Raw genomic sequence first — 22,034 nt, 5'->3', positions numbered from 1 at the left:
CGGAACGGAGCTCAGATACCGCCGAGTTCTTCCGCGATGCGTGCCGCGTCGTACCGATTGCGGGCCTGGAGCTTCTTGATCGCCGACGAGGTCAGGTTCCGCACCGTGCCGGGGGCGAGGTAGAACTCCCGGGCGATCTCCTTGACGGAGGCTCCGGTCGCCGTGGAGCGGAGGACGTCACGCTCGCGTTGGCTCAGGAGGTCGACGGCCGGACAGGAGACGTCGGCCGGACAGGAACCGTCCGCCGGTCTCTCGCGCCCCCGGAGGTCCTGCTGTCTCGCCTGCATGCTGCGGATGGTGCCGATCAGCTGATTCAGCCGCGCCCCGCGCGAGATGACGCTCACCATCTCGGACTCCTGCACCTTGACCAGCGCCACCTGCCCGGGCTGTTCGGTGATGAGAGTGATACCGCAGTGGGGCACGTGGTTGCGCACTTCGTGCACCGTTTCCCGTACGTACGGAGTCACTCCGCCCAGGACCAGGGATACGGCGGCCGCCTTGCGGATCGCGGGAACCAATTCGCGGTGCGAGCCCACGACCCCCGCCACCCGGAATCCGGGAATCTGGTTCAGCAGTCCGGCGAGCGCTTCGGTGTATATGACATGCTCACCTGCGACGAGAATACGCGTACTCATTACCGTTCCCCCGTTGTGCCTCAATGCAAGGGAAAGTCCGCCGGGCCACACCTTGTGGGTGAACGCGGGCTCCACACCTCGCGTCCCCCGGGACGCCTGGTCGGATCCACGGTGCGGACGTCGGGTGCCAACCGGCCCCGCCTGGCGAAAGACCCCCTGGATGTCGGTCAGATAATATGCGCGACCTTGAACTTACAAAAGCCTTCAACCACTTCTCGGAAAACCGCTCCAGAAAAAGGCCAATGTCCCGAAAATTGCGGTGGACGCACAGTCGTCCTCCCTCTCGATGAGGCGGAATGCCGAACCGAAGGAGCATTCTTCGCCCAAAATGCCCACACCCAGGCCCATCCCTCGCGGAGACCGCTCAGGAGAAACCCGCTCCCCGGGTCGCCCAGAGGCTCGTGACACGGGCCGGGTGGCGCGGCCGTACGCGGCGCAGGAGAAGGGAGCGACGGGGACGGGCCACCGAGCGGCCCTGCGCCGCCGCCCGACGCCGGCTGCCGGGGGCCACCGACGGACGCCCGAACTCCCGCTGCGGCGAACGACACTGCCGGAGGTCCCGCTCATCGGCGCGGGCCGGCGGGCCCGTAGCCGCACGCACGGCAACCAGCACCGAGGAGCACGGGGGCCGGGCACGGGGCCGGCGCCCGGGGCAGCCGAGAAGAGGCGCGCCGGCCTCGTTCGCCTCGCCCGCCCCGTCCAGGGTCGGGGGCCCCTCGCAAGCGCGCACGGCATACGTGACGAGCCGTATCGGTAAGACGTCCTCGGCGTCCGTGCCGAGGCTCGGCACCCCGGGCCCGCCCAACGCGATCGAGCCACCGGCATCAGCACCCTCACGCATCGACGCGGCGCCCTCGAAGCGAACGGCCACAAGCATGTCCACCCTCAACACTCGCTCCATGCTCTCGGCCCACTGACCTGTCCGACAACACACAGTGATCAGATCCGGATCGCCTCACGAAGGCGCAGAGGTCCTTGGTTGCGCTCTCCGATGTCTCACCATGCGATCGCTCCCACCGGAAGCGTAAAGGTGAATCCAGGCCAAGTGCAAGGATAAGCAAGGAGTTGGTCTAGGTTCCGTAAAGGTCCTGAGGTGATGCGTGGCGGAGTTGACGTTTCCGCGGGTCAGGGGCTTGTTCGCGGCCCCACGGCCGCCCCTGACGACCGGTCGGGACCGAGTGTCCCCGCACCGCACTTCTCGGCCCCGCGACCTCCAGGACATCCACCCTTCCCAGACAATGCCGGACAACAGACTCAACCACCAGGCCACACAGCCGACTTCGGCGGATACCACGAGGAACTCCCACCGGTCCGCGAGCGACCGGACGTGAGCACCCCTGCGCGCACCAGGCCACCGCACTACCTGAAACCCGAACTGCGGCGCACTCTTCTTCGGAACGCATCCTCCCGCTCCCCTCGAAGCGGAGAAGGCGCCACCGTTCAACGCCGTCTTCTACACACTCGACCTGCTCGTCCCGATCACCGCCTTCGGACAGGACGCCGCCTTCGCACCCCGAGACACGGGGCAGTGGCTCGCCTACGGCCTGACCTCTGCCGGGTGGATCCTGGCCACGACCGTCGCAGCCGGCATCTCACGGGCGATCAGCCGCCAGTAGCGCACCACGGCACACGGCGTGACCCCGGTACGCACGAAGACGCGGGCAGAACCACGTCCGGAGATCTCGTCAGTGGTCCGCCGAGACCCGGCCACGGACCGGCGAAGCGGCGTAACCGTCGCCCCGCACGGCGACCGGAGTCAGCACGCTACGGACTCCGCACGGAACGCAAGCACCGTCCGACCCACCCCGCCGCGGGTCGGACGGCCTTTCGCCGGACGTATCAGACGTTGAAGCGGAGTGTCTACTACAGAGCTTCCCACCTGCGAAGACGCCGGTTCCTCGATGGCCATCCCAGAACGGGAGCACCCTCTCAGCACATCCCCACCAGGAACCGTCTCCACGGTCAGTATTGGTAGCGAGCCGCGAGGATGACAACCTCCTTGTCCGTAACCAGGTAGACAAGCCGTTGCTCGTCGTCGATGCGCCGAGACCACACTCCGGGCAAGTGGTACTTCAGCGGCTCGGGCTTGCCGATCCCCGTGAAGGGGTCACGCCTGACATCCTCAACGAGCCTATTGATCCGAGGAGCATTTTGCGGTCGTTCTTGAGCCAGGACGTATAGTCCTCCCAGCCCTGTTTTTCGAAGGCAAGCCTCACTCGGCACCCGCAGCCGGGCCAGCCGCATCCGGATCGATCAGCTCACGCTCCGAGACGTCGATGTGAGCCAGCGCATTCTCGTAAGCCGTGAGCAGCCGCCGCGCATTCGCCGGAGAACACAGCAGGTAAGAGCCCTCACGCAGCGCCGCAGGCGAGATGCCCGGCTCGTACGTGAACTCCCACATCGAGACACTCCACTACCGTGATCGAGGTCTGCCGCCGACCAGGGGATGAAGATGACCAGCGCTGACTCAGGGCAGTGGGAAGACCTCTACAGGCCCACCGACGGCTGGTCGGCAGCCGCGCCCACGGGGTGGCCCCCGGTGGTCGACCAGAAGATCACCGTTCTCCCTTTCCACGCACAGCACTGGAACGACTTCGAGAAGCTGCTTCTCGACACCGTTATCGAGACGGAGAGCGTGGTCCGCGCGCTCCGTTACGGCGGTCCCGGACAGGAGCAGGGCGGCATCGACATCGCCGGCGTGAGGCCTGACGGCACCTGGCACGCGTACCAGGCCAAGAAGGTGGAACGGTTCCTGGAATCCGACGCGAAGAAGGCCGTGTCGGCCTTCGTGGCGGGCAGGCGGCCGTTCGGAGCGAAGCGTCTCGTCATCGCCACGGCCTGTTCCGTCACGCGGACACAAGTCCGCGATCTCCTTCACGAGAGCCAGAAACAACATACGGACCTCGTACTGGAGCAGGTATGGGACGCGGAGCACCTCAGTCATCTGCTGCGCCCATACCCGCGCATCGTCGCCCGCTTCTTCGGCGAACACGTCGCCCGACGATTCTGCGACGCGGATGCCCTCCGCAGCTGTACGCCGGCGCCCTCACCAAGCAGGGGAGGCGCCTCGCGTCACCCAGCACCTCCGGGACAGCCACTGAGCTCCTTCAGCAATCCTTTCTCGCTGGAGGTCCATGAGGCGATCCGCCCCGTGAACGGAGGAGAGGGGCTGCCCACTCTCCCTGCCTACGTCCGACGCAGCCACGACCAGAAGCTGCAAGCGACCATCGACCTCGCCCTCTCGGGAAACAGCTCCATGGCGGTCCTCCTGGGAGACTCCTCGACCGGCAAGACGCGTGCAGCTTGGGAGGCGATCCAGCGCCTGCCAGAGGAATGGAAGCTCTGGCACCCGTCGACCCCGGCTTCATTCATGGTTTCGCTGGACGCGGTCGAGCCGCACACCGTGCTATGGCTGAACGAGATCCATCGGTTCCTGATCACGTCCGATGAAGCACAGGACGAACGCACAGCGGGCGCACTCCGCAGGGCCCTCGGTGACCCCACCAAGGCACCTGTGCTCATCCTCGGCACGGTCTGGCACGAGTACTGGGCGGAACTGGTGCGCAAGCCCGGCACCACTGACGAACGGCGGGAGTCACGGAGCCTCCTGGAGAACTGCCGGATCCTGGTTCCGGAGACGTTCTCTGCACAAGAGCTGGCCGCGCTGAAGGACATCGAACCCGCGGACCCTCGGCTGAAGGAAGCAGTCAACCGTGCGGAGGACGGGCACATCACGCAGTATCTGGCAGGCGGTCCGGCCCAGTTGGACCGATACGAGCTGGCTGCTCCGGCCGCACGTGCCGTCCTCCATGCGGCGATGGACGCGCGACGGCTGGGGCACGGCCTTGCCCTTTCCCGCCCCTTCCTGATGCAGGCGGCAGAGGCATACCTCACGGGTCCACAACGAGATGCGCTGCAGGAAGACTGGTTCGATGCGGCCATCGCCTACCTCTCACCCCCTTGCCGCGGCGCTCGAGGCGCGTTGGCTCGCGTGCGGCCGACGCCGGACGATCCACTCAACCAAGGCACCCGCTACAGGCTGGCCGACTACCTTGAGCAGCACAGCAAGCGGAATCGAAGCACGGTCTGCCCTCCGGACGCCTTCTGGGTGGTCGCCGAGCATCATGCGACGACGGCGGCAGACCGGTCGGCCCTGGCCCTCTCGGCCCATGATCGCGGCCGCTCCGCAGCGGCAGAACGCCTGGCGAAATCCGCTGCGAGCCTGGGAAACAGCACGGGCCTCACCGGCCTCGCGCAACGCGTGCAAAGGGAGCGCGGAGCTCGTGAGGCTCTGGCCTATTTCCTGCTCGCTGCCGAGGCCGGCGACAACAGTGCCCGCACTGCGGTGGCCTGGCAGTACGAGCAGGACGGCCGGGCCGACGAGGCCGAGGCCTGGTACCGCGCAGTCACGGAAGGCGACTACCGCGCCTCGGCGCTCGTAGGCCTGGCATCCATCGCCTGGGAGCGAGGTGAAGAGACGACAGCGATGCGTCTCTACACCGAAGCGCTCAAGACCGGGGGCGCCCGTACCGTCGAGTACCAAGCGCGGTACATGGCCGCTCGGGGCGGCAACGAGGAGCACGCGCTCCACCTCGCCCACATGGCGTTCAAGGCGGGTAACACGGAGGCTTTCACGGGCCTGGCCTGGACCTATATGAACCCGGAGGAGAAGGACACCGCACTCCGGGTCTTCTTCTATGCGGCCACGCAAGCGGGAGACGTCAATGCCCTCAGGGAGCTCGCCTGGCTGTTCGAAGAAAAAGGCGACTCGGAAACGGCCGACCACTTCTGTGAGCTGGCTGTCCTCCGCGGAGAAGTGGGCACCATCAGAGGTCTCGGTCAGATACGCGCGGGCCGGGGGAAGCGCGGCGAGGCAGCGGGACTGTTCTGGCGCGCGTGGAACGCCGGCGATGCCTGGGCGCTGTGCAAACTGGCCGAGCTACGAGAAGACGACGGCGATCTGAAACGAGCCCGCCGACTGTACGAGCGCATGCTCTCCGAGGGGCAGCCGTTCGGGCTCACCGGCCTGGTCCGCGTCATGGAGAAATCGGGACAGAGCGCGGATGCGGAGAGGCTCGCATGGGATGCCCGCCGGTTCCCCCACTCGAGCGCGTGGGCAGAACTGGTACGCCTGCGGGAGGGCGCTGGTGACATCGAGGGCGCCGAGCGTCTCCTTCGCATGTCACTGGAGGACGGCGACCTCGGCAGCCTGCTGCGCCTGGGCAAGCTCAGGCTACGAGCGGGCGACCGCCGAGGCGCCGAAGGGTTCCTGCGCCAGGCGGTCGAGGCAGGCATCCGCGAAGCCGACCGGATGCTCTACGAGTTCCCGGAGCTGCCGGATCATGGCGATCCGCAGGACCCGTGAAGCAGACCGACCTGCCACCTGGCAGGTCGGTCCACGTACCGATGGGTGATCACACGTTGAAGCGAAAACTCCACCATAAGGCTGTGACCTACAGGAATGCAGGTGCATCCCAGCACCATCCCAGCACGGGAGCCGCGACGAAATACAAGCAGATCCAATGACGCCGAGACTACGCCGCCGGATACGGGCCGCGCAGCACCCCACCCGATGTAATAGATCCTGTACTAGACTGACCCCTATGAAGTCACCCCGCCCCGGCGGCACGGAGAACATCTCCGTCTCGATGCCCTCGGAACTCCTCGGTGCCCTGCGGACCCGCACCGGCAAGCGCGGCGTGTCCGCGTACGTGACCGCGGCGGTCCGGCACCAACTCGCGATGGACGGCCTCGCCGAGATCGTGGCCGCCTACGAAGCCGAGCACGAGCCGCTGAGCGAGGCCGAAGTCCAGGCCGCGCAGAGCGAACTGTTCGGTGATGCACCGGCGCCCTATGCGTCGAACGACAGCGCCGCATGAAGGAGCCCGCGGCCAGGTCCCTGGTTCTGGACTCTCAGGCACTGTCGCTGCTGCTGCGTAACGACCGCCAGATGGTCACCTGGATCGAGGCCGCACGGCGCGTGGGCGTGCCCGTCCTCGTGTCAGCCCTGACGGTGGTGGAGGCCGTCTACGGGAAAACGGACACCGCCCGGCTGCGCTGGCTTCTCTCCCGTCTTCAGGTCCAGGACGTCACCCAGGCGGACAGCCTCAACGCGGTGCAGTTGCTGGCCGACGCCGGTGGCCTGCACGGCCACAAGTACGCCATCGACGCCCTCGTCGCCGCGATGGCGCTCCGCTCCCCGGCGCCCGTCCTGGTACTGACCTCGGACCGCGACGACTGGTCGAAATTGTGCGGCGACCGCGTACAGATCAAGGACGTGTGAGGGCGTCGCGCATGTGCGCGATCACCTGCGGGTCATCCATGCCCCGCCCTCAATCCTGCGGCGCGGGTCACGACGGAGGACGGCCATCCGGTCGCGCAGAAACGGCACAGGAAGCACCGCAGCGAACATGAGCACGTACAGCGCGCGTATCTGGTGCGGGTTGCGGAGCCAGCTGGTGCGCAGTTCATCGAAGGAGCGGTGCAGTCCTTCGGCTCCTGTCCGGTCGCCGACCGCCGACGCCTGGGCTCGCCCGCACTGCCCCGCGACCACCACGAAGGCTCGGCAGGCACCGCTGGCGCGCCATGCTGTTGTCATGACGCACTCCGGCCAGGACAACCCAGCAAGGATCACACCGGTGACACGGCGCGATGTCTTCGACTTGCTACGCGCTGCGGCGGGCGTGCAGACGGAGCCTCCCCCGCCCGCCCCCGCATTGGGCAGCGCAGGGGCCGAAACCCAGCACGGGCTTCTCATCCCATCCCGGCACGATCCCAGCACGGGGAAAAACCAAGGGCCCGACTCCGAAGAGTCGGACCCTCCCTGACCTGCACGTTTGCCAGATCAGCGACGTGGAGCTACGTCACCCGCTACACGTTGAAGCGGAACTCCACCACGTCCCCGTCCTGCATGACGTAGTCCTTGCCCTCCATACGGGCCTTGCCCTTGGCGCGGGCCTCGGCGACCGAGCCGGTCTCCACCAGGTCGGCGAAGGAGACGATCTCCGCCTTGATGAAGCCCTTCTGGAAGTCGGTGTGGATCACACCGGCCGCCTCCGGGGCCGTGGCGCCCTTCTTGATGGTCCACGCGCGGGCTTCCTTCGGACCTGCCGTGAGGTAGGTCTGGAGGCCCAGGGTCTCGAAGCCGACGCGGCCGAGGGTGGCGAGGCCGGGCTCTTCCTGGCCCATCGACTGGAGCAGTTCGAGGGCCTCGTCGTCGTCGAGCTCGATCAGCTCGGACTCGATCTTGGCGTTCAGGAAGATCGCCTCGGCGGGGGCCACCAGGGCGCGCTGCTCGTTCTTGAAGTCCTCGTCGACCAGCTCGTCCTCGTCGACGTTGAAGACGTACAGGAACGGCTTGACGGTGAGCAGGTGCAGCTCGTGGAGGAGGCGGCCCTTCTCGGTGGACGCCGTGATGCCCGCCGCGAACAGCGTCTGGCCGGACTCCAGGATCTTCTGGGCCTCCTCGACCGCGGCGAGGACCGCGACCTTCTCCTTCTGGAGGCGGGATTCCTTCGTCAGGCGCGGGACCGCCTTCTCGACGGACTGGAGGTCGGCGAGGATCAGCTCGGTGTTGATCGTCTCGATGTCGTCCTTCGGCGAGACCTTGCCGTCGACGTGGACGACGTTCTCGTCCTTGAAGGCCCGGATGACCTGGCAGATCGCGTCGGACTCGCGGATGTTCGCGAGGAACTTGTTGCCCAGGCCCTCGCCCTCCGAAGCGCCCCGGACGATGCCGGCGATGTCGACGAAGTCCACCGTCGCCGGGAGGAGCCGCTGGGAGCTGAAGATCTCCGCGAGCTTGTTCAGGCGCGGGTCCGGGACGCCGACCACGCCGACGTTCGGCTCGATCGTGGCGAACGGGTAGTTGGCCGCCAGCACGTCGTTCTTGGTCAGGGCGTTGAACAGGGTCGACTTGCCGACATTCGGCAGACCGACGATTCCGATCGTGAGCGACACTTTGGCGACTTCCTGGAGTGAGGAGGGGCGTCCGGGTCCGGCTCGGCGGTTCGGGCCGGGGCAGCCGAGTCCCGGAGTGGGACCGATTCTCCAGTTTACGGGGCTGCTCCGCGGGCCCGGACAGTGCGGTTTCACGGTCCCCTCCCCCGGCCCGAACAGTGGGCCTTTTGACCGTGTGACATCGAACGCAACGCCAAGGTCGGCCAAAGCGCGTGTCCAACGCCTGATTCCCCGCCCTCCGCGACCTACGTTGTACAGGTGGAGCAGCACAGGACACGTCCCCCGCAGCGCCGGCAGCCCTCGCAGGCCGCGCCCGCCCCGCCCGCGCCGGGCGGTCCCGCCGGTGAGAGTTCCGCCGTGTACCGGGTGCGGGTGCGCAGTGTGCCCCCCGTGGTTCTCGCACTGCGGCGGTTCCCCAACCCCCGGCTCACCGGGATCGGGGCCGGGCTGTTCGCCGCCCTCACGATGTTCGTGCTCGCCTGCGTCGACCGGCTGCTGTTCGACAGCTCCGAGCTCGTCTACGGGCTGCTCTTCCTGCCCGTCAGCGCACTGACCGCCCTCTGGGTCCGGCCCGCCGATCTGGTCACGGCGCCGATCAGCGTGCCCATCGCCTTCGCCGTCGGGGTGTTTCCCATCTCCGGGGGCTCCGAAGGCCTCGGCGGGCAGATCATGGGCCTCGTCACCGCCCTCGCCGTGCACGCCGGCTGGCTGTACGGCGGGACGCTGATCGCGGGGCTCATCGCCTCCGTGCGCAAGGTGCGCCAGATGCGGGCCCGGCGGCGGTACGTGCTGGCCCAGGGGCGCGGCGCCGGCCCGGAGCGGGCTCCCCGGGCGGCCGCCTCGTCCGCTGCCCCTTCCGCTGCCGCTGCCTCGAAGCCCGTACGGGCCGGGGCGGGCGGCGCGGGCGCGGTCGCCCGCCGTCCTCAGCAGCCCTGAGCACCCAAGGGCGGCTCCGAGCAGCGCTGAGCCGGCTCCGACCGGTTCTCGGTCGGTCCTCGTGGTCGCTGCCGGTGCCCGCGCCGCCGTCGCTGCCGCTTTCGGTACCCGCGGCCGGTGTCCCTGCCGGCGCAGGCCCGTGTTCCGTCCGGCCGCTCAGCCGCTCCGGTCGTGCGTCTGGTCCGCCGCAGCCATCGCCGCTCCCACGATGCCCGCGTTGTTCTGGAGCTGGGCCGGCACCATCTCGGCCCGGACCTTCTCGATCAGCGGCAGGAACTTCTCCGCCTTCCGGCTCACCCCGCCGCCGATGATGAACAGCTCGGGCGAGAACAGCATCTCCACGTGCAGCAGGTACTTCTGGACCCGGTGCGCCCAGTGCTGCCAGCTGAGGTCCTCGTCCTCCTTGGCCTTCGTGGAGGCGTGTTTCTCCGCGTCGTGGCCGTGCAGTTCCAGGTGGCCCAGCTCGGTGTTGGGGACGAGCCGGCCGTCGGTGAAGACCGCGCTGCCGATGCCCGTTCCGAAGGTCAGCATGATGACCGTGCCCGCGCGGCCCTTGCCCGCGCCGAAGGTCATCTCCGCGACCCCTGCCGCGTCCGCGTCGTTCAGGATGGTGACGGGCTGACCGATCCGCTCGCTGAGCAGGGTGCGGGCGTCCGTGTCGATCCAGCCCTTGTCGACATTGGCCGCGGTGCGCGTGATGCCGTCCGTGACGACCCCGGGGAAGGTGATGCCGACGGGACCCGTCCAGTCGAAATGGCCGACGACCTCGGCCACACCGTCGGCCACGCCCTTGGGCGTGGCCGGGTGCGGTGTCAGCACTTTGTGGCGCTCCCGCGCCAGGTCTCCGCGGTCCAGGTCCACGGGAGCGCCCTTGATCCCGGATCCGCCGATGTCCACGCCGAAGATCTCCATGGAACCCACGGTACGGGCAGGCCGGGCCCCGTGCCCGGCTACTCGGCGGAAAGGGCGGCGGCCTCGGCGCGCAGGTCGCGCCGCAGCTCCTTGGGGAGGGAGAAGGTGATCGACTCGTCGGCCGTCTTCACCGTCTCCACGTCCGCGTAACCGCGCTCTTGGAGCCATTCCAGGACGCCGTCGACGAGGACGTCCGGGACGGAGGCGCCGGAGGTCAGGCCGACCGTGGTCACGCCCTCCAGCCATGCCTCGTCGATCTCGTCGGCGAAGTCGACCAGGTGGGCGGCGGGGGCTCCGGCGTCCAGGGCGACCTCGACCATGCGGATGGAGTTCGAGGAGTTCTTGGAGCCGACCACGATGACCAGTTCGGCGTCCTCGGCGAGCTTCTTCACCGCGATCTGGCGGTTCTGCGTGGCGTAGCAGATGTCGTCGCTGGGCGGCGAGAGGAGGTTGGGGAACTTCGCCTTGATGGCGTCGACCGTCTCCATCGTCTCGTCGACGGACAGGGTGGTCTGGGAGAGCCAGACGACCTTCGACTCGTCGCGGACCGTGACGTTCGCGACGTCCTCGGGGCCGTCGACCAGCGTGATGTGGTCGGGGGCCTCGCCGGAGGTGCCGATGACCTCCTCGTGCCCCTCGTGGCCGATCAGGAGGATGTCGTAGTCCTCCTTGGCGTACCGGACGGCTTCCTTGTGGACCTTGGTGACCAGCGGGCAGGTCGCGTCGATGGTGGCGAGCTTGCGCTCGGCGGCCTCCGCGTGGACGGTGGGCGCGACTCCGTGCGCGGAGAACATCACGATGGAGCCCTCGGGCACCTCCGCGGTGACGTCCACGAAGATCGCACCCTTCTTCTCCAGGGTCTGCACGACGTACTTGTTGTGCACGATCTCGTGGCGCACGTAGATCGGGGCCCCGTACTGCTCCAGGGCCTTCTCGACGGCGATCACGGCACGGTCCACGCCCGCGCAGTAGCCACGGGGAGCGGCGAGCAGGACACGGCGGGCAGGAGTTGCAGTCATGCGTCCCATCGTAAGGCCGTGGCGAACAGGCGCGAGGACGGCCGGATCGGGAGACTGGTCGCGGTGCGTTCGTGAGGAATGACGGATGGTGATGGAGGGGCGATGACGTCGGTGCCGGAGAGCGGTTCGGGCAACGGGACAGGGCCCGGTTCGGGCAGTGGGGCGGGCGGCGGGGCGGGCAGCAGTACGGGACCGGGCAAGCTGCGGCGGACGCTGGGATTCCGGGATCTGGTCGTCTACGGGCTCCTCTTCATCGCCCCGATGGCCCCTGTCGGGGTGTTCGGCACCCTGGACGCGAAGTCCGACGGCGCGGTCGCGCTCGTCTACGTGGTGGCCACGGTGGTCATGGGGTTCACCGCCTTCAGCTACGCCCAGATGGTGCGGGTCGCCCCCTTCGCCGGTTCGGTCTTCACGTATGCCCGCAAGGGGCTCGGGGAAGGGCCGGGGTTCATCGCCGGGTGGATGGCCATGCTCGACTACCTGCTGATCCCGGCCGTCGCCTACCTCTTCTCCGGGATCGCGATGAACGCCCTGGTCCCGGAGGTCTCGCGGTGGGTGTGGACCGCGATCGCGGTGCTGGTGACCACCCTGCTCAACCTGTGGGGCGTACGGGCGGCCGCCCGGGTCGGCTTCGCGGTGCTGGCCATGGAGATCGTGGTGCTGCTCGTCTTCGTGGTCTCGGCCGTGGTCGTCCTCGTACGGGACGGGGCGCAGCGCGGCTGGCTGACTCCGCTGACCGGTGACTCCGGGTTCTCCATGACGGCGGTGCTGGGGGCCGTGTCGATCGCCGTGCTCTCGTATCTGGGCTTCGACGCCATCGCCTCGTTCGCCGAGGAGGTGACGGGCGGCTCGCAGAAGGTGGCGCGGGCGGTGCTGTTCTGTCTGGTGCTGGCCGGTGTCCTGTTCGTGGCGCAGTCGTATCTGGCGGCGCTGCTGGAGCCGGTGAGCTCGGCGGAGCTGGCGGCGGATCCGGCGGCGCAGGGGTCGGCGTTCTACGACGCGGTGGACGCCTCGGTGGGGACCTGGCTGCACGACCTGGTGGCGGTCAGCAAGGCGATCGGCGCCGCGTTCGCCGCACTGGCGGGGCAGGCCGCCGCCGGGCGGCTCGTCTTCGCGATGGCCCGTGAGCGTCGCCTGCCGCACTTCCTCGCGAGGGTCGACCCGTCGTCGGGCGTGCCGCGGGTGGCGATCCTGTGCGCGGCGATCGTGACGCTGGTGGCCGCCGTGTGGGCGGCCCGGCGCGACGACGGCCTCGACCATCTGGTCTCCGTGGTGGACATCGGCGCGCTGACGGCGTTCATCCTGCTGCACGCGTCGGTGGTCGGCTGGTTCGCCGTACGCCGGATGGAGGGGCCGCCGGTGTGGTGGCGGCATGTGCTCGTGCCGGTGGTCGGCGCGGGAGTGCTGGTCGCGGTCATCGTGGAGGCGACGACGTCCTCCCAGGTCGTGGGCCTCTGCTGGCTCGGGGTGGGGCTGGTGGTGCTGGCGGTGCAGGGCACGGGCCACCGCGGCGGTATGGAGGGCCCGGGTGGCCCGGGTGGCCCAGGTGGCCCGGCGAAGGAGACCCCGGTCCCGTAGGACGTCTCCGACGGACCTTTCCCACGGGCCTCTCCCAAGAACTTCTCCTCCTACGGGAGCGTGTTCCGTTCGGCTTCGCGCCCGTACCGCTTCGGGCCCCGTACCGCTGTACCTCCCTACCGCTTCGGGGCTTCGTGCGGTGCGTGGCCTCAGTCCTCCGCGCGGGGCTGGGGTCCTGTCGGTGGCTGCCGATACGCTCGCCCGTATGGCTCTCAACACGTCCGCGGAAGCGCCGCTGCCCGTCGGTGAGGTGTCCCGGCTCATCGGCGGGTGGATCGACCGGCTCGGCGCCATCTGGGTGGAGGGGCAGATCACCCAGCTGTCGCGACGGCCGGGCGCCGGGGTCGTCTTCCTGACGCTGCGCGATCCGTCCCATGACATCTCGGTGAGCGTGACCTGTTTCCGGCAGGTCTTCGACCGGATCGCCGATGTGGTGACGGAGGGCGCGCGCGTCGTCGTGCTGGCCAAGCCCGAGTGGTACGCGCCCCGGGGGCAGTTGTCGCTGCGGGCGACGGACATACGGCCGGTCGGTATCGGCGAGCTGCTCGTGCGGCTGGAGCAGCTGAAGAAGTCGCTCGCCGCCGAGGGGCTCTTCGCCCTGGACCGCAAGAAGCCGCTGCCGTTCCTCCCGCAGCTCGTCGGGCTGGTCTGCGGGCGTGCTTCCGCCGCCGAGCGCGATGTGCTGGAGAACGCCCGCCGTCGCTGGCCCGCCGTGCGCTTCGAGGTCCGCAACACCGCCGTGCAGGGGGTGAACGCGGTCGCCCAGGTGGTGCAGGCGGTCGAGGAGCTGGACGCGCTGGACGAGGTCGATGTGATCGTGGTGGCCCGGGGCGGCGGCAGCGTCGAGGATCTGCTGCCGTTCTCCGACGAGCAGCTGATCCGGACCGTGGCCGCCTGCCGTACGCCGGTGGTCTCCGCGATCGGCCACGAGCCCGACTCGCCGCTGCTGGACCTGGTCGCCGATCTGCGTGCCTCCACGCCCACGGACGCGGCCAAGAAGGTCGTCCCCGACGTGGGCGAGGAGCTGGAGCGGGTGCAGCAGCTGCGGGACCGGGCGCTGCGGACCGTACGGGGGCTGCTGGACCGCGAGGAGCGCGGGCTCGCGCACGCGCTCGGCCGCCCCGCGATGGAGCGGCCCCACCGGCTGGTGGACGAGCGCGAGGCGGAGGTGGACGCGCTCCTCGGGCGCAGCCGCCGGGTGCTGGGCCATCTGCTGGACCGGGCCGATTCGGAGCTGTCGCACACGCTCGCCCGGGTCGTCTCGCTGTCGCCGGCCGCGACCCTGGAGCGGGGATACGCCGTGCTCCAGCGGCCCGACGGGCATGTGGTCCGCTCCCCCGAGGAGGCCGGGGCGCCCGGCGAGCCGCTGCGGGCGCGGGTGTCGGAGGGCGAGTTCACCGTGCGGGTGGACGGGTGAGGCCGGAGGAAGCGGGAAACGGTGCGGCCGGGCGGCCGTGTCGCAGGGGCGACAGCGCCCACAGGCTCGTAACAGCTCACGCTTAGGGTGGATCACATGACGGACGACGACGGGACGACGGCGGCTGCCGCCACGGGCACGCTCGGCTACGAGCAGGCGCGGGACGAGCTGATCGAGGTCGTACGCCGGCTGGAGGCGGGCGGCACGACGCTGGAGGAGTCGCTGGCCCTGTGGGAGCGGGGCGAGGAGCTGGCGAAGGTCTGCCGGCACTGGCTGGAGGGCGCCCGTGCCCGGCTGGACGCGGCCCTGGCCCGGCCCCAGGAGGACGAGCAGGGCTGAGCGACCGCCCAGGGCGTGCAACGACGGCGCAGCGGTGACGCGGTGGTGGGCGGCGCGGGGACGTCCCACGCGCGGGGACGTCCCGGGGTGGCCGGTCGGCGTCAGACCCGGGACGGTCGCACAAGACCGATGTACTGTGCAGTGGATCACTCCCGGCCAGCTTTAGTTGAAAGTTAACCTATTTCTGGCGTACGTTCGGGTCTTCTCCCCACCGCGCACGTCCGGAAGGTTTGCACCAGATGTCCCTCGTTCTCGACCCCGCCGCCCAGGACCTCCTCTTCCGTGAGGCCCGTACCGCCAACACCTTCACCGACGAGCCGGTGACCGACGAGCAGGTCCAGGCGATCTACGACCTGGTCAAGTTCGGGCCGACCGCCTTCAACCAGTCGCCGCTGCGCGTCGTCCTGGTCCGCTCCGCCGAGGGTCGCGAGCGCCTGGTGCAGCACATGGCCGAGGGCAACCGGCCGAAGACCTCCACGGCCCCGCTGGTCGCGATCCTCGCCGCCGACAACGAGTTCCACGAGGAGCTCCCGGCGCTGCTCCCGCACTTCCCGCAGGCCAAGGACATGTTCTTCTCGGAGCGCCCGGTCCGCGAGTCGGCCGCCGTCCTCAACGCCGCGCTCCAGGCCGCCTACTTCATCATCGGCGTCCGCGCCGCCGGCCTGGCCGCCGGCCCGATGACCGGCTACGACGCCGCGGGCATCCAGAAGGAGTTCCTGGACGACGACCACGCCCCGCTGATGGTCGTCAACATCGGCAAGCCGGGCGAGGACGCCTGGTTCCCGCGCAGCCCGCGCCTCTCCTTCGACGAGGTCGTCACGACCGTCTGAGTCCCGTCACACGCGAAGGGGCCCCGGAACACCAGGTGTTCCGGGGCCCCTTCGCGTCCGTGGTCCGGAGCGGGCCGCGCCTCAGGAAGCAGGCGCGGGCCGTACTCCAGGAAGCCGGCGCGGCCGTGCGTCAGGAAGCCGGCGCGGCGGGCGGTGTCGTCTTCAGCGCGGCGGCCATCTCGACCAGGCTCTCCTTCGGCGCCGAGCCGGTCACCACCGTGGTGTGGCCCTTCCCGGGCAGGACGAGGGCGTCGTACTTCGCGCCCTCCCAGTACTGCCACTCCTGGCCGGCCACCGTCTCGGTGCGCCCGGTGTCCTTGGCCTTCCGGCTGACCTCGGGGACGTACGTACCCGCGGCGGCGGTGGACTGCTCGACCGCGACGTACCTGCGGTCCGCGTCGAGGAAGCCCAGGTGCCAGGCCTTGCCCGCGGCGTCGTCGTACCTGACGGAGGTCGCCTTCCACTCCTTCGGCAGGCCCTCGGGCGCGGCCACGGGGTAAGGGGCGGCGGTCCGCACCGTCGCCAGCTCGACGGTGAAGTCGACGGCCTTGATCGGATCGGCGTGCTCGTCCTTCGGGATGAACAGGTAGATGACGCCCGCGCAGGCGGCGATCACCAAGGTCGACAGGATCATGTCCCGGACTGTCTGCTTGCCTCGCTTGCTTGCCACGGGATCCATGGTGGCACGCGGCCTGACACGCCCGGCCGCAGGGTGCCGCTGTCGACCGCGACGCCGGAGGCGCTCATGCGTGACCCGGCCTGCTCATTTTATCGACCTACCGATAGAGTCACAGCACCCTCATATCCGGTCGTCGCCGTACAGAAAGGTGCGCTCCGATGTCCGAGCATCATCTGCCGTCCCAACTGGAGGTCTCCCCGGAGGCCCCCGACCGCAACCTGGCCCTGGAGTTGGTCCGGGTCACCGAGGCCGCCGCCATGGCCGCCGGGCGCTGGGTGGGCCGCGGCGACAAGATCGGCGCCGACGGCGCCGCCGTGAAGGCCATGCGGACCCTCGTCTCGACCGTCTCGATGAACGGCGTCGTCGTCATCGGCGAGGGCGAGAAGGACGAAGCGCCCATGCTGTTCAACGGCGAACGGGTCGGCGACGGCACCGGCGCCGAGGTCGACATCGCGGTCGACCCGATCGACGGCACCACGCTCAACGCCAAGGGCATGCCGAACGCCATCGCCGTGCTGGCGGCGGCCGACCGGGGCGCGATGTTCGACCCGTCCGCGGTCTTCTACATGGACAAGTTGGTGACGGGGCCCGAGGCGGCGGACTTCGTCGACATCAACGCGCCCGTGTCGGTCAACATCCGGCGTGTGGCGCGGGCGAAGAACTCCATGCCCGAGGACGTCACCGTCGTCATCCTGGACCGGCCCCGGCACGAGGGCATCGTCAAGGAGATCCGGGAGACGGGCGCGCGGATCAAGTTCATCTCCGACGGCGACGTCGCGGGCTCGATCATGGCGGCCCGCGAGGGCACCGGCGTCGACCTGCTCATGGGCATCGGCGGGACGCCCGAGGGCATCATCTCGGCGTGCGCCATAAAGTGCCTCGGCGGCGTCATCCAGGGCAAGCTCTGGCCCAAGGACGAGGCGGAGCGGCAGCGGGCCCTGGACGCGGGTCACGACCTGGACCGGGTGCTGTCGACCGACGACCTGGTCAGCGGCGACAACGTGTTCTTCGTGGCGACGGGGATCACCGACGGTGAGCTGATGCGCGGTGTGCGGTACCGCGCGGAGACGGCGACCACCGAGTCGATCGTGATGCGGTCCAAGTCCGGCACGATCCGGTCGATCTCCTCGACCCACCGCCTGTCGAAGCTGCGCGCCTACAGCGCCATCGACTTCGACCGGGCGAAGTAGCCGACTGCGGGACCGGAGAGGGGTGCGGGGAGCGGACCATCGCTCCCCGCACCCCTCTCCCGTACACGCGGATCTCGTACGCGCGGATCTCGTACGCGGATCCCCTGCACGCGGGCGCGTTCAGCCCGCCGCGGCTATGTGCTCGGCCTTCGTCGCAGCGGCCGTGAGCTCGATGTCCCTCCGCCGTCGCCGGGCCAGCGCCACCCGGCGCTCCGCGGCGGTGAGGCCGCCCCACACCCCGTACGGCTCGGGCTGCATCAGCGCGTGCTCGCGACAGTCCACCATCACCGGACACCGGGCGCAGACCCGCTTGGCGGCCTCCTCGCGGGCCAGCCGGGCAGCGGTCGGTTCCTTCGACGGGGCGAAGAACAGGCCCGCCTCGTCGCGGCGGCAGGCCGCATCGGAATGCCAGGGGCCCGCGTCGTCCTCCCGGGCGGGGGTCCGCTGGGCCGGAACGGCGGCGACCTGCAGAGGCTGATGCGGCGGTTGCAGCACGGTCTACTCCTGACGACGGCTACGGCTTCGCGAGCGAGAGTCGATGCAGCATTCCCTACCCGCTGTGCGTACGCCTATGCACTGCGTGGCCCCAGCGCGCGGCGCACCGCAATGCGCCCCCACGGCATTCTGGCCGATTCGGCGCTGATTACCGGAGGCCGTGCGCCCCGCCGTATTCAGTGGCCGAGATGCTTGCGCACCCGCCGCTGGAGGTCCGCGACGAACTTCCCCCGCTTCGGCCTGGCTTCCACGGACCCGAACACGGAATAGCCGTTGACCACGACGACCGGTGCTTCCGGGTCCGCCGATTCGAGCGTCCGCACTTCGAAGCCGCCGAAGACGCCCGTGCCGTTGCCGCGCAGGGAAATGTTCTCCGGCACCCGGATGTCGACGCTGCCGAAGATGGACGTCGCATTGATAACGGTGAAGCGTTGGCCGAAAAGCGCTTCGGTCAGGTCGATCTCCACGCTGCCGAACAGCGCGAAGGCGTTCGTCCGGCCGCCGGCCCGCCAACGGCCCTTGCGGGTGGCGCTGCTGAAGACCGCGACGAGGTTCTCCGCGGGACCCTCGGGGCTCTCGGGGCCGTAGACGTACGGCTGGGAGTCCGGGCGGACCGTGGGCCCCGAGGACGCGGGCAGGTCGCGGACCATCGGCTGGAGTTCGCCGACGGTCTTGGCCCGGTAGACCAGGTCGATCCGCTCCGCGTGCTCGTCCGCCGTCAGACGGCCCTCGGCCATCGCCTCCCGCAGGATGTCGGCGATCCGGTCACGGTCGGCGTCGGAGGCGCGGATGTCATCGCCGTCCAGGACTTCGGCGGGCGGCGGGACGGCCGGTGCGAGGGGCTGCTGAGGCTGCTTCTCTAGGTCCACCGGCCCAGCGTACCCAAACGCGATAGATCGCGACTACCCCTCAAACCGGCGCGCCCCGGCCCCGCGCACCGCCCTGCGGCGGCGTCCAGGGTCTTTCGTCTGGATCAGGTCGGATCAGGGAGCGGGGTCCGGTGCGTGCGGCTGCAAGGCGGAGGAGAGAGTCACCGCGGAGCATGGGCGACCGACGACAACGCCGGAGGGGGTCCCTCCCTGCTCGAGCGAAGCCGAGAGCTTGGGGGAGCGCGCACCGGGGCCCGCGAGCCCGACATGATCCAGACGAACGGCCCTAGGTGAGCCTTACCTCACAGGAACCCTCAGGAGGGGGCGCTCTACCCTGGTGGATGCGCTGCCCGAGGGAGGTCAGCCGCCGTCGCCGAGTGAGGAATGGCCGTCATGGCAGAGTTTGCGTACTCCGATCTGCTCCCCCTGGGGGAGGACACCACGCCGTACCGTCTGGTGACGGCCGAGGGTGTCTCCACCTTCGAGGCCGACGGCCGGACGTTCCTCAAGGTCGACCCGGGGGCGCTGCGCACGCTGGCCGCCGAGGCGATGCACGACATCTCGCACTACCTGCGCCCGGCCCACCTGGCCCAGCTGCGGCGGATCGTCGACGACCCGGAGGCGTCCTCCAACGACAAGTTCGTGGCGCTGGACCTCCTGAAGAACGCGAACATCGCCGCCGCGGGCGTGCTGCCGATGTGCCAGGACACCGGTACGGCGATCGTCATGGGCAAGCGCGGGCAGAACGTGCTGACCGAGGGCGGTGACGAGGAGGCCCTGTCGCACGGGATCTACGACGCGTACACCAAGCTCAATCTGCGCTACTCGCAGATGGCCCCGCTGACCATGTGGGACGAGAAGAACACCGGCTCCAACCTCCCGGCCCAGATCGAGCTGTACGCCACCGACGGCGGCGCGTACAAGTTCCTCTTCATGGCGAAGGGCGGCGGCTCGGCCAACAAGTCGTTCCTCTACCAGGAGACGAAGGCCGTCCTCAACGAGGCCTCCATGATGAAGTTCCTGGAGGAGAAGATCCGTTCGCTGGGGACCGCGGCCTGCCCGCCGTACCACCTGGCGATCGTGGTCGGCGGCACGTCGGCGGAGTTCGCGCTGAAGACCGCCAAGTACGCCTCCGCGCACTACCTGGACGAGCTGCCCGCCGAGGGCTCGCCCACCGGGCACGGCTTCCGGGACAAGGAGCTGGAGGAGAAGGTCTTCGAGCTGACGCAGCGGATCGGGATCGGCGCCCAGTTCGGCGGCAAGTACTTCTGCCACGACGTGCGCGTGGTGCGGCTGCCCCGGCACGGGGCCTCGCTGCCCGTCGCCATCGCCGTCTCCTGCTCGGCCGACCGCCAGGCCACCGCGAAGATCACCGCCGAGGGCGTCTTCCTGGAGCAGCTGGAGAAGGACCCGGCGCGCTTCCTCCCCGACACCACCGACGAGCACCTCGACGGGGCGGGCGGGGACGTCGTGGAGATCGACCTCAACCGGCCGATGGACGAGGTGCTGGCCGAGCTGACCAAGTACCCGGTCAAGACCCGCCTCTCGCTGACCGGTCCGCTGGTCGTGGCCCGCGACATCGCCCACGCCAAGATCAAGGAGCGGCTGGACGCGGGCGAGGAGATGCCGCAGTACCTGAAGGACCACCCGGTGTACTACGCGGGCCCGGCGAAGACGCCCGAGGGGTACGCCTCCGGCTCCTTCGGCCCGACGACGGCCGGCCGGATGGACTCCTACGTCGAGCAGTTCCAGGCGGCGGGCGGCTCCAAGGTGATGCTCGCCAAGGGCAACCGCAGCAAACAGGTCACCGACGCCTGCGACGCGCACGGCGGCTTCTACCTCGGCTCGATCGGCGGCCCCGCCGCCCGCCTCGCGCAGGACTGCATCAAGAAGGTCGAGGTCGTCGAGTACGAGGAGCTCGGCATGGAGGCGGTCTGGCGCATCGAGGTCGAGGACTTCCCCGCGTTCGTCGTCGTCGACGACAAGGGCAACGACTTCTTCACCGAGCCCGCCCCGGCTCCGACGTTCACCAGCATTCCGGTACGGGGGCCGGGGCTCGGCTGACCCCCGCCCCGCGGAAGTGACCGGGAGGGCCCGTCCGCGCGGACGGGCCCTCCCGTGCGTCATCGGCCGTCCAGCAGGCCCGAGGTCGCGACCAGATACCCCAGCTGCGCCCGGCTGTTGCTGCCCAGCTGCTCGGAGACCTTGCGCATGTGCTCGGCGACGCTGCGGCGGCTCATGCCGATCCGGCGGGCGATGGCGGCGTCCGTCTCGCCGTTGACGACGGCCTGGAGGATGGCGCGCTGGAGGTCGGAGGTGACGACGGGGGTGCGCAGCGGCGCGCGTTCGGGCCGGACCGGGACCGCGCGGGACCACGCCTCGTCGAAGTGGCGGACCAGGAAGCGGACCAGTGACGGGTGCTGGACGCGCAGCGCGGCGTGCGGCTCGTCGGAGAACGGGATGAGGGCGAGGTCCCGGTCGAAGACGATGAACCGGTCCACGACCTCGGCCAGGGTCCTGATCTCGGCGCCTTCGGCGGTCACCTGCTCGATGTAGGCGAGCGTGGTGCGGTCCGAGCGGACGGTGTGCTGGTAGAGGGTGCGCTGCCGGATGCCGCGGCGCAGGTTGCCCAGGTCGCGCGGGAGCGACTGCTCCAGGACGTGGGCGGGGCGTCCGCCGCCGGGATGGGCGGTGCGGACCTCGGCGCGGCAGCCGCTGACCCCGGCGTCCAGGGCCTTGCCGATGACGGCCGCGCCGGAGAGCCGGGTGAGGGCGGGGCGTTCCTGCCGGTTCATCTCGGTGTAGAGGCCCTCGAAGGCGGCGAGGGTCGCGCGGGCGGAGCGCAGGGTGCGGCGCTGCTCGACGATCGCCTCCTCGATCGGGGCGAGCGCTGCGAAGGAGGCGGTCTCCGGCGGTACGGGGATGAGGTAGCCGGGCGACTCCTGGTCGGCCACCATCAGGTGCAGGGACAGCAGGCAGGGGGGCGCGGCGCCGGTCCGGAGGCCGCCCTCCGACAGCGCACGGCGATAGGCCGCGAGCGCCGCCTCGCAGGGTTGTTCCGGTATCGACCGGTCCGAGGGTGATTCACGGCAATCACATACCGGTGAGGGGGGATGATCGTCCTTCACAAGGATGCAGATTACCTTTGTGCACTCGGGAGTCCCCCGTCCGGCGCC

At 69.6% G+C, this 22,034-nt stretch carries 19 protein-coding genes and 3 pseudogenes; 11 read left to right on the top strand and 11 right to left on the bottom strand.

What is annotated here, in order from left to right; translation table 11 throughout:
- Positions 1 to 11: 11 nt before the first annotated feature.
- Positions 12 to 635, bottom strand: a complete 624-nt coding sequence (locus OG245_RS24815) for a response regulator transcription factor (RefSeq protein WP_371625648.1) — start codon at positions 633 to 635, stop codon at positions 12 to 14.
- Between the two features lie 1,376 nt (positions 636 to 2,011).
- On the opposite strand from OG245_RS24815, the pseudogene OG245_RS24810 reads away from it, so the two are divergent.
- Positions 2,012 to 2,251 (top strand): annotated as a pseudogene (locus OG245_RS24810) (oxidoreductase); the annotation flags it as partial.
- Between the two features lie 346 nt (positions 2,252 to 2,597).
- Here OG245_RS24810 and OG245_RS24805 read toward each other — a convergent pair.
- A pseudogene (locus OG245_RS24805) lies at positions 2,598 to 2,851 on the bottom strand (Txe/YoeB family addiction module toxin).
- Positions 2,848 to 3,000 (bottom strand): annotated as a pseudogene (locus OG245_RS24800) (type II toxin-antitoxin system prevent-host-death family antitoxin); the annotation flags it as partial. The pseudogenes OG245_RS24800 and OG245_RS24805, both read right to left, overlap by 4 nt.
- Positions 3,001 to 3,087: 87 nt before the next feature.
- On the opposite strand from OG245_RS24800, the gene OG245_RS24795 reads away from it, so the two are divergent.
- The 3 genes from OG245_RS24795 (at position 3,088) to OG245_RS24785 (ending at position 6,918) form a co-directional block, all read left to right on the top strand.
- Entirely contained in the window at positions 3,088 to 6,000 is a 2,913-nt protein-coding gene (locus tag OG245_RS24795; protein WP_371625647.1) for a hypothetical protein, read from the top strand.
- Positions 6,001 to 6,238: 238 nt separating this feature from the next.
- The gene (locus OG245_RS24790) at positions 6,239 to 6,514 is read left to right on the top strand and encodes a hypothetical protein (RefSeq protein WP_014048106.1); all 276 of its coding nucleotides are present in this window, start codon (positions 6,239 to 6,241) and stop codon (positions 6,512 to 6,514) included.
- Positions 6,511 to 6,918 (top strand): type II toxin-antitoxin system VapC family toxin, encoded by a 408-nt coding sequence (locus OG245_RS24785; RefSeq protein ID WP_371625646.1) that lies wholly within the window; start codon positions 6,511 to 6,513, stop codon positions 6,916 to 6,918. The genes OG245_RS24790 and OG245_RS24785 overlap by 4 nt, the downstream gene beginning before the upstream one ends.
- Positions 6,919 to 6,939: 21 nt before the next feature.
- On the opposite strand, the gene OG245_RS24780 is transcribed toward OG245_RS24785, so the two are convergent.
- Together OG245_RS24780 and ychF are read right to left on the bottom strand one after the other, a co-directional pair.
- Positions 6,940 to 7,233, bottom strand: a complete 294-nt coding sequence (locus OG245_RS24780) for a hypothetical protein (RefSeq protein ID WP_371625645.1) — start codon at positions 7,231 to 7,233, stop codon at positions 6,940 to 6,942.
- 272 nt (positions 7,234 to 7,505) lie between these two features.
- Positions 7,506 to 8,594: a redox-regulated ATPase YchF gene (gene ychF, locus OG245_RS24775; protein WP_205083994.1), complete on the bottom strand. Its 1,089-nt coding sequence runs from the start codon at positions 8,592 to 8,594 to the stop codon at positions 7,506 to 7,508.
- A gap of 357 nt (positions 8,595 to 8,951) precedes the next feature.
- Here ychF and OG245_RS24770 point away from each other — a divergent pair, with 357 nt between their 5' ends.
- A complete protein-coding gene (locus OG245_RS24770; protein WP_371627984.1) occupies positions 8,952 to 9,530 on the top strand; it encodes a DUF6542 domain-containing protein in 579 nt (192 codons plus the stop codon).
- A gap of 156 nt (positions 9,531 to 9,686) precedes the next feature.
- Here OG245_RS24770 and ppgK read toward each other — a convergent pair whose 3' ends face one another.
- Positions 9,687 to 10,442: a polyphosphate--glucose phosphotransferase gene (gene ppgK / locus OG245_RS24765; protein WP_371625644.1), complete on the bottom strand. Its 756-nt coding sequence runs from the start codon at positions 10,440 to 10,442 to the stop codon at positions 9,687 to 9,689.
- A 38-nt stretch (positions 10,443 to 10,480) separates the two neighbouring features.
- Positions 10,481 to 11,470 (bottom strand): 4-hydroxy-3-methylbut-2-enyl diphosphate reductase, encoded by a 990-nt coding sequence (locus OG245_RS24760; RefSeq protein ID WP_371625643.1) that lies wholly within the window; start codon positions 11,468 to 11,470, stop codon positions 10,481 to 10,483.
- 93 nt (positions 11,471 to 11,563) lie between these two features.
- On the opposite strand from OG245_RS24760, the gene OG245_RS24755 reads away from it, so the two are divergent.
- The 4 genes from OG245_RS24755 to OG245_RS24740 all read left to right on the top strand — a co-directional run bounded on the left by OG245_RS24755 (position 11,564) and on the right by OG245_RS24740 (position 15,625).
- Positions 11,564 to 13,039, top strand: coding sequence for an APC family permease (locus tag OG245_RS24755; protein ID WP_371625642.1), 1,476 nt, complete (start codon positions 11,564 to 11,566; stop codon positions 13,037 to 13,039).
- Between the two features lie 205 nt (positions 13,040 to 13,244).
- Positions 13,245 to 14,456 carry an exodeoxyribonuclease VII large subunit gene (xseA, locus tag OG245_RS24750; protein ID WP_371625641.1) on the top strand — a complete coding sequence of 404 codons (1,212 nt, stop codon included), beginning with the start codon at positions 13,245 to 13,247 and terminating at the stop codon, positions 14,454 to 14,456.
- Between the two features lie 96 nt (positions 14,457 to 14,552).
- Positions 14,553 to 14,795, top strand: coding sequence for an exodeoxyribonuclease VII small subunit (locus tag OG245_RS24745; RefSeq protein WP_371625640.1), 243 nt, complete (start codon positions 14,553 to 14,555; stop codon positions 14,793 to 14,795).
- A 239-nt stretch (positions 14,796 to 15,034) separates the two neighbouring features.
- Positions 15,035 to 15,625: a malonic semialdehyde reductase gene (locus tag OG245_RS24740; protein WP_215106895.1), complete on the top strand. Its 591-nt coding sequence runs from the start codon at positions 15,035 to 15,037 to the stop codon at positions 15,623 to 15,625.
- A gap of 130 nt (positions 15,626 to 15,755) precedes the next feature.
- Here OG245_RS24740 and OG245_RS24735 read toward each other — a convergent pair whose 3' ends face one another.
- Positions 15,756 to 16,304: a DUF4245 domain-containing protein gene (locus tag OG245_RS24735; RefSeq protein ID WP_371625639.1), complete on the bottom strand. Its 549-nt coding sequence runs from the start codon at positions 16,302 to 16,304 to the stop codon at positions 15,756 to 15,758.
- A 158-nt stretch (positions 16,305 to 16,462) separates the two neighbouring features.
- Between OG245_RS24735 and glpX the strand changes: the two genes are divergently transcribed.
- Positions 16,463 to 17,494: a class II fructose-bisphosphatase gene (gene glpX / locus OG245_RS24730; RefSeq protein WP_361874329.1), complete on the top strand. Its 1,032-nt coding sequence runs from the start codon at positions 16,463 to 16,465 to the stop codon at positions 17,492 to 17,494.
- A 120-nt stretch (positions 17,495 to 17,614) separates the two neighbouring features.
- Here glpX and OG245_RS24725 read toward each other — a convergent pair whose 3' ends face one another.
- On the bottom strand, positions 17,615 to 17,989 hold the full coding sequence (locus tag OG245_RS24725; RefSeq protein WP_371625638.1) for a WhiB family transcriptional regulator: 375 nt from the start codon (positions 17,987 to 17,989) through the stop codon (positions 17,615 to 17,617).
- Between the two features lie 176 nt (positions 17,990 to 18,165).
- Positions 18,166 to 18,858, bottom strand: coding sequence for a DUF1707 domain-containing protein (locus OG245_RS24720; RefSeq protein ID WP_371625637.1), 693 nt, complete (start codon positions 18,856 to 18,858; stop codon positions 18,166 to 18,168).
- 393 nt (positions 18,859 to 19,251) lie between these two features.
- Here OG245_RS24720 and OG245_RS24715 point away from each other — a divergent pair, with 393 nt between their 5' ends.
- Complete coding sequence (locus OG245_RS24715; protein WP_371625636.1) at positions 19,252 to 20,922, top strand: fumarate hydratase; 1,671 nt, start codon at positions 19,252 to 19,254, stop codon at positions 20,920 to 20,922.
- Positions 20,923 to 20,981: 59 nt separating this feature from the next.
- On the opposite strand, the gene OG245_RS24710 is transcribed toward OG245_RS24715, so the two are convergent.
- The gene (locus OG245_RS24710; protein ID WP_371625635.1) at positions 20,982 to 21,986 is read right to left on the bottom strand and encodes a LuxR C-terminal-related transcriptional regulator; all 1,005 of its coding nucleotides are present in this window, start codon (positions 21,984 to 21,986) and stop codon (positions 20,982 to 20,984) included.
- Between the last annotated feature and the right edge of the window lie 48 nt (positions 21,987 to 22,034).

This window comes from Streptomyces sp. NBC_01116, from assembly GCF_041435495.1.
In the GTDB taxonomy this organism is placed as follows: Bacteria; Actinomycetota; Actinomycetes; order Streptomycetales; family Streptomycetaceae; genus Streptomyces.
This window is presented reverse-complemented; position numbering and strand designations above follow the sequence as displayed.

Coding starts and splice junctions, on each gene's coding strand:
- OG245_RS24815 (WP_371625648.1), bottom strand. CDS start 635: ATGAGTACGCGTATTCTCGTCGCAGGTGAGCATGTCATATACACCGAA.
- OG245_RS24795 (WP_371625647.1), top strand. CDS start 3,088: ATGACCAGCGCTGACTCAGGGCAGTGGGAAGACCTCTACAGGCCCACC.
- OG245_RS24790 (WP_014048106.1), top strand. CDS start 6,239: ATGAAGTCACCCCGCCCCGGCGGCACGGAGAACATCTCCGTCTCGATG.
- OG245_RS24785 (WP_371625646.1), top strand. CDS start 6,511: ATGAAGGAGCCCGCGGCCAGGTCCCTGGTTCTGGACTCTCAGGCACTG.
- OG245_RS24780 (WP_371625645.1), bottom strand. CDS start 7,233: ATGACAACAGCATGGCGCGCCAGCGGTGCCTGCCGAGCCTTCGTGGTG.
- ppgK (WP_371625644.1), bottom strand. CDS start 10,442: ATGGAGATCTTCGGCGTGGACATCGGCGGATCCGGGATCAAGGGCGCT.
- OG245_RS24760 (WP_371625643.1), bottom strand. CDS start 11,470: ATGGGACGCATGACTGCAACTCCTGCCCGCCGTGTCCTGCTCGCCGCT.
- OG245_RS24755 (WP_371625642.1), top strand. CDS start 11,564: ATGACGTCGGTGCCGGAGAGCGGTTCGGGCAACGGGACAGGGCCCGGT.
- xseA (WP_371625641.1), top strand. CDS start 13,245: ATGGCTCTCAACACGTCCGCGGAAGCGCCGCTGCCCGTCGGTGAGGTG.
- OG245_RS24745 (WP_371625640.1), top strand. CDS start 14,553: ATGACGGACGACGACGGGACGACGGCGGCTGCCGCCACGGGCACGCTC.
- OG245_RS24740 (WP_215106895.1), top strand. CDS start 15,035: ATGTCCCTCGTTCTCGACCCCGCCGCCCAGGACCTCCTCTTCCGTGAG.
- OG245_RS24735 (WP_371625639.1), bottom strand. CDS start 16,304: ATGGATCCCGTGGCAAGCAAGCGAGGCAAGCAGACAGTCCGGGACATG.
- glpX (WP_361874329.1), top strand. CDS start 16,463: ATGTCCGAGCATCATCTGCCGTCCCAACTGGAGGTCTCCCCGGAGGCC.
- OG245_RS24715 (WP_371625636.1), top strand. CDS start 19,252: ATGGCAGAGTTTGCGTACTCCGATCTGCTCCCCCTGGGGGAGGACACC.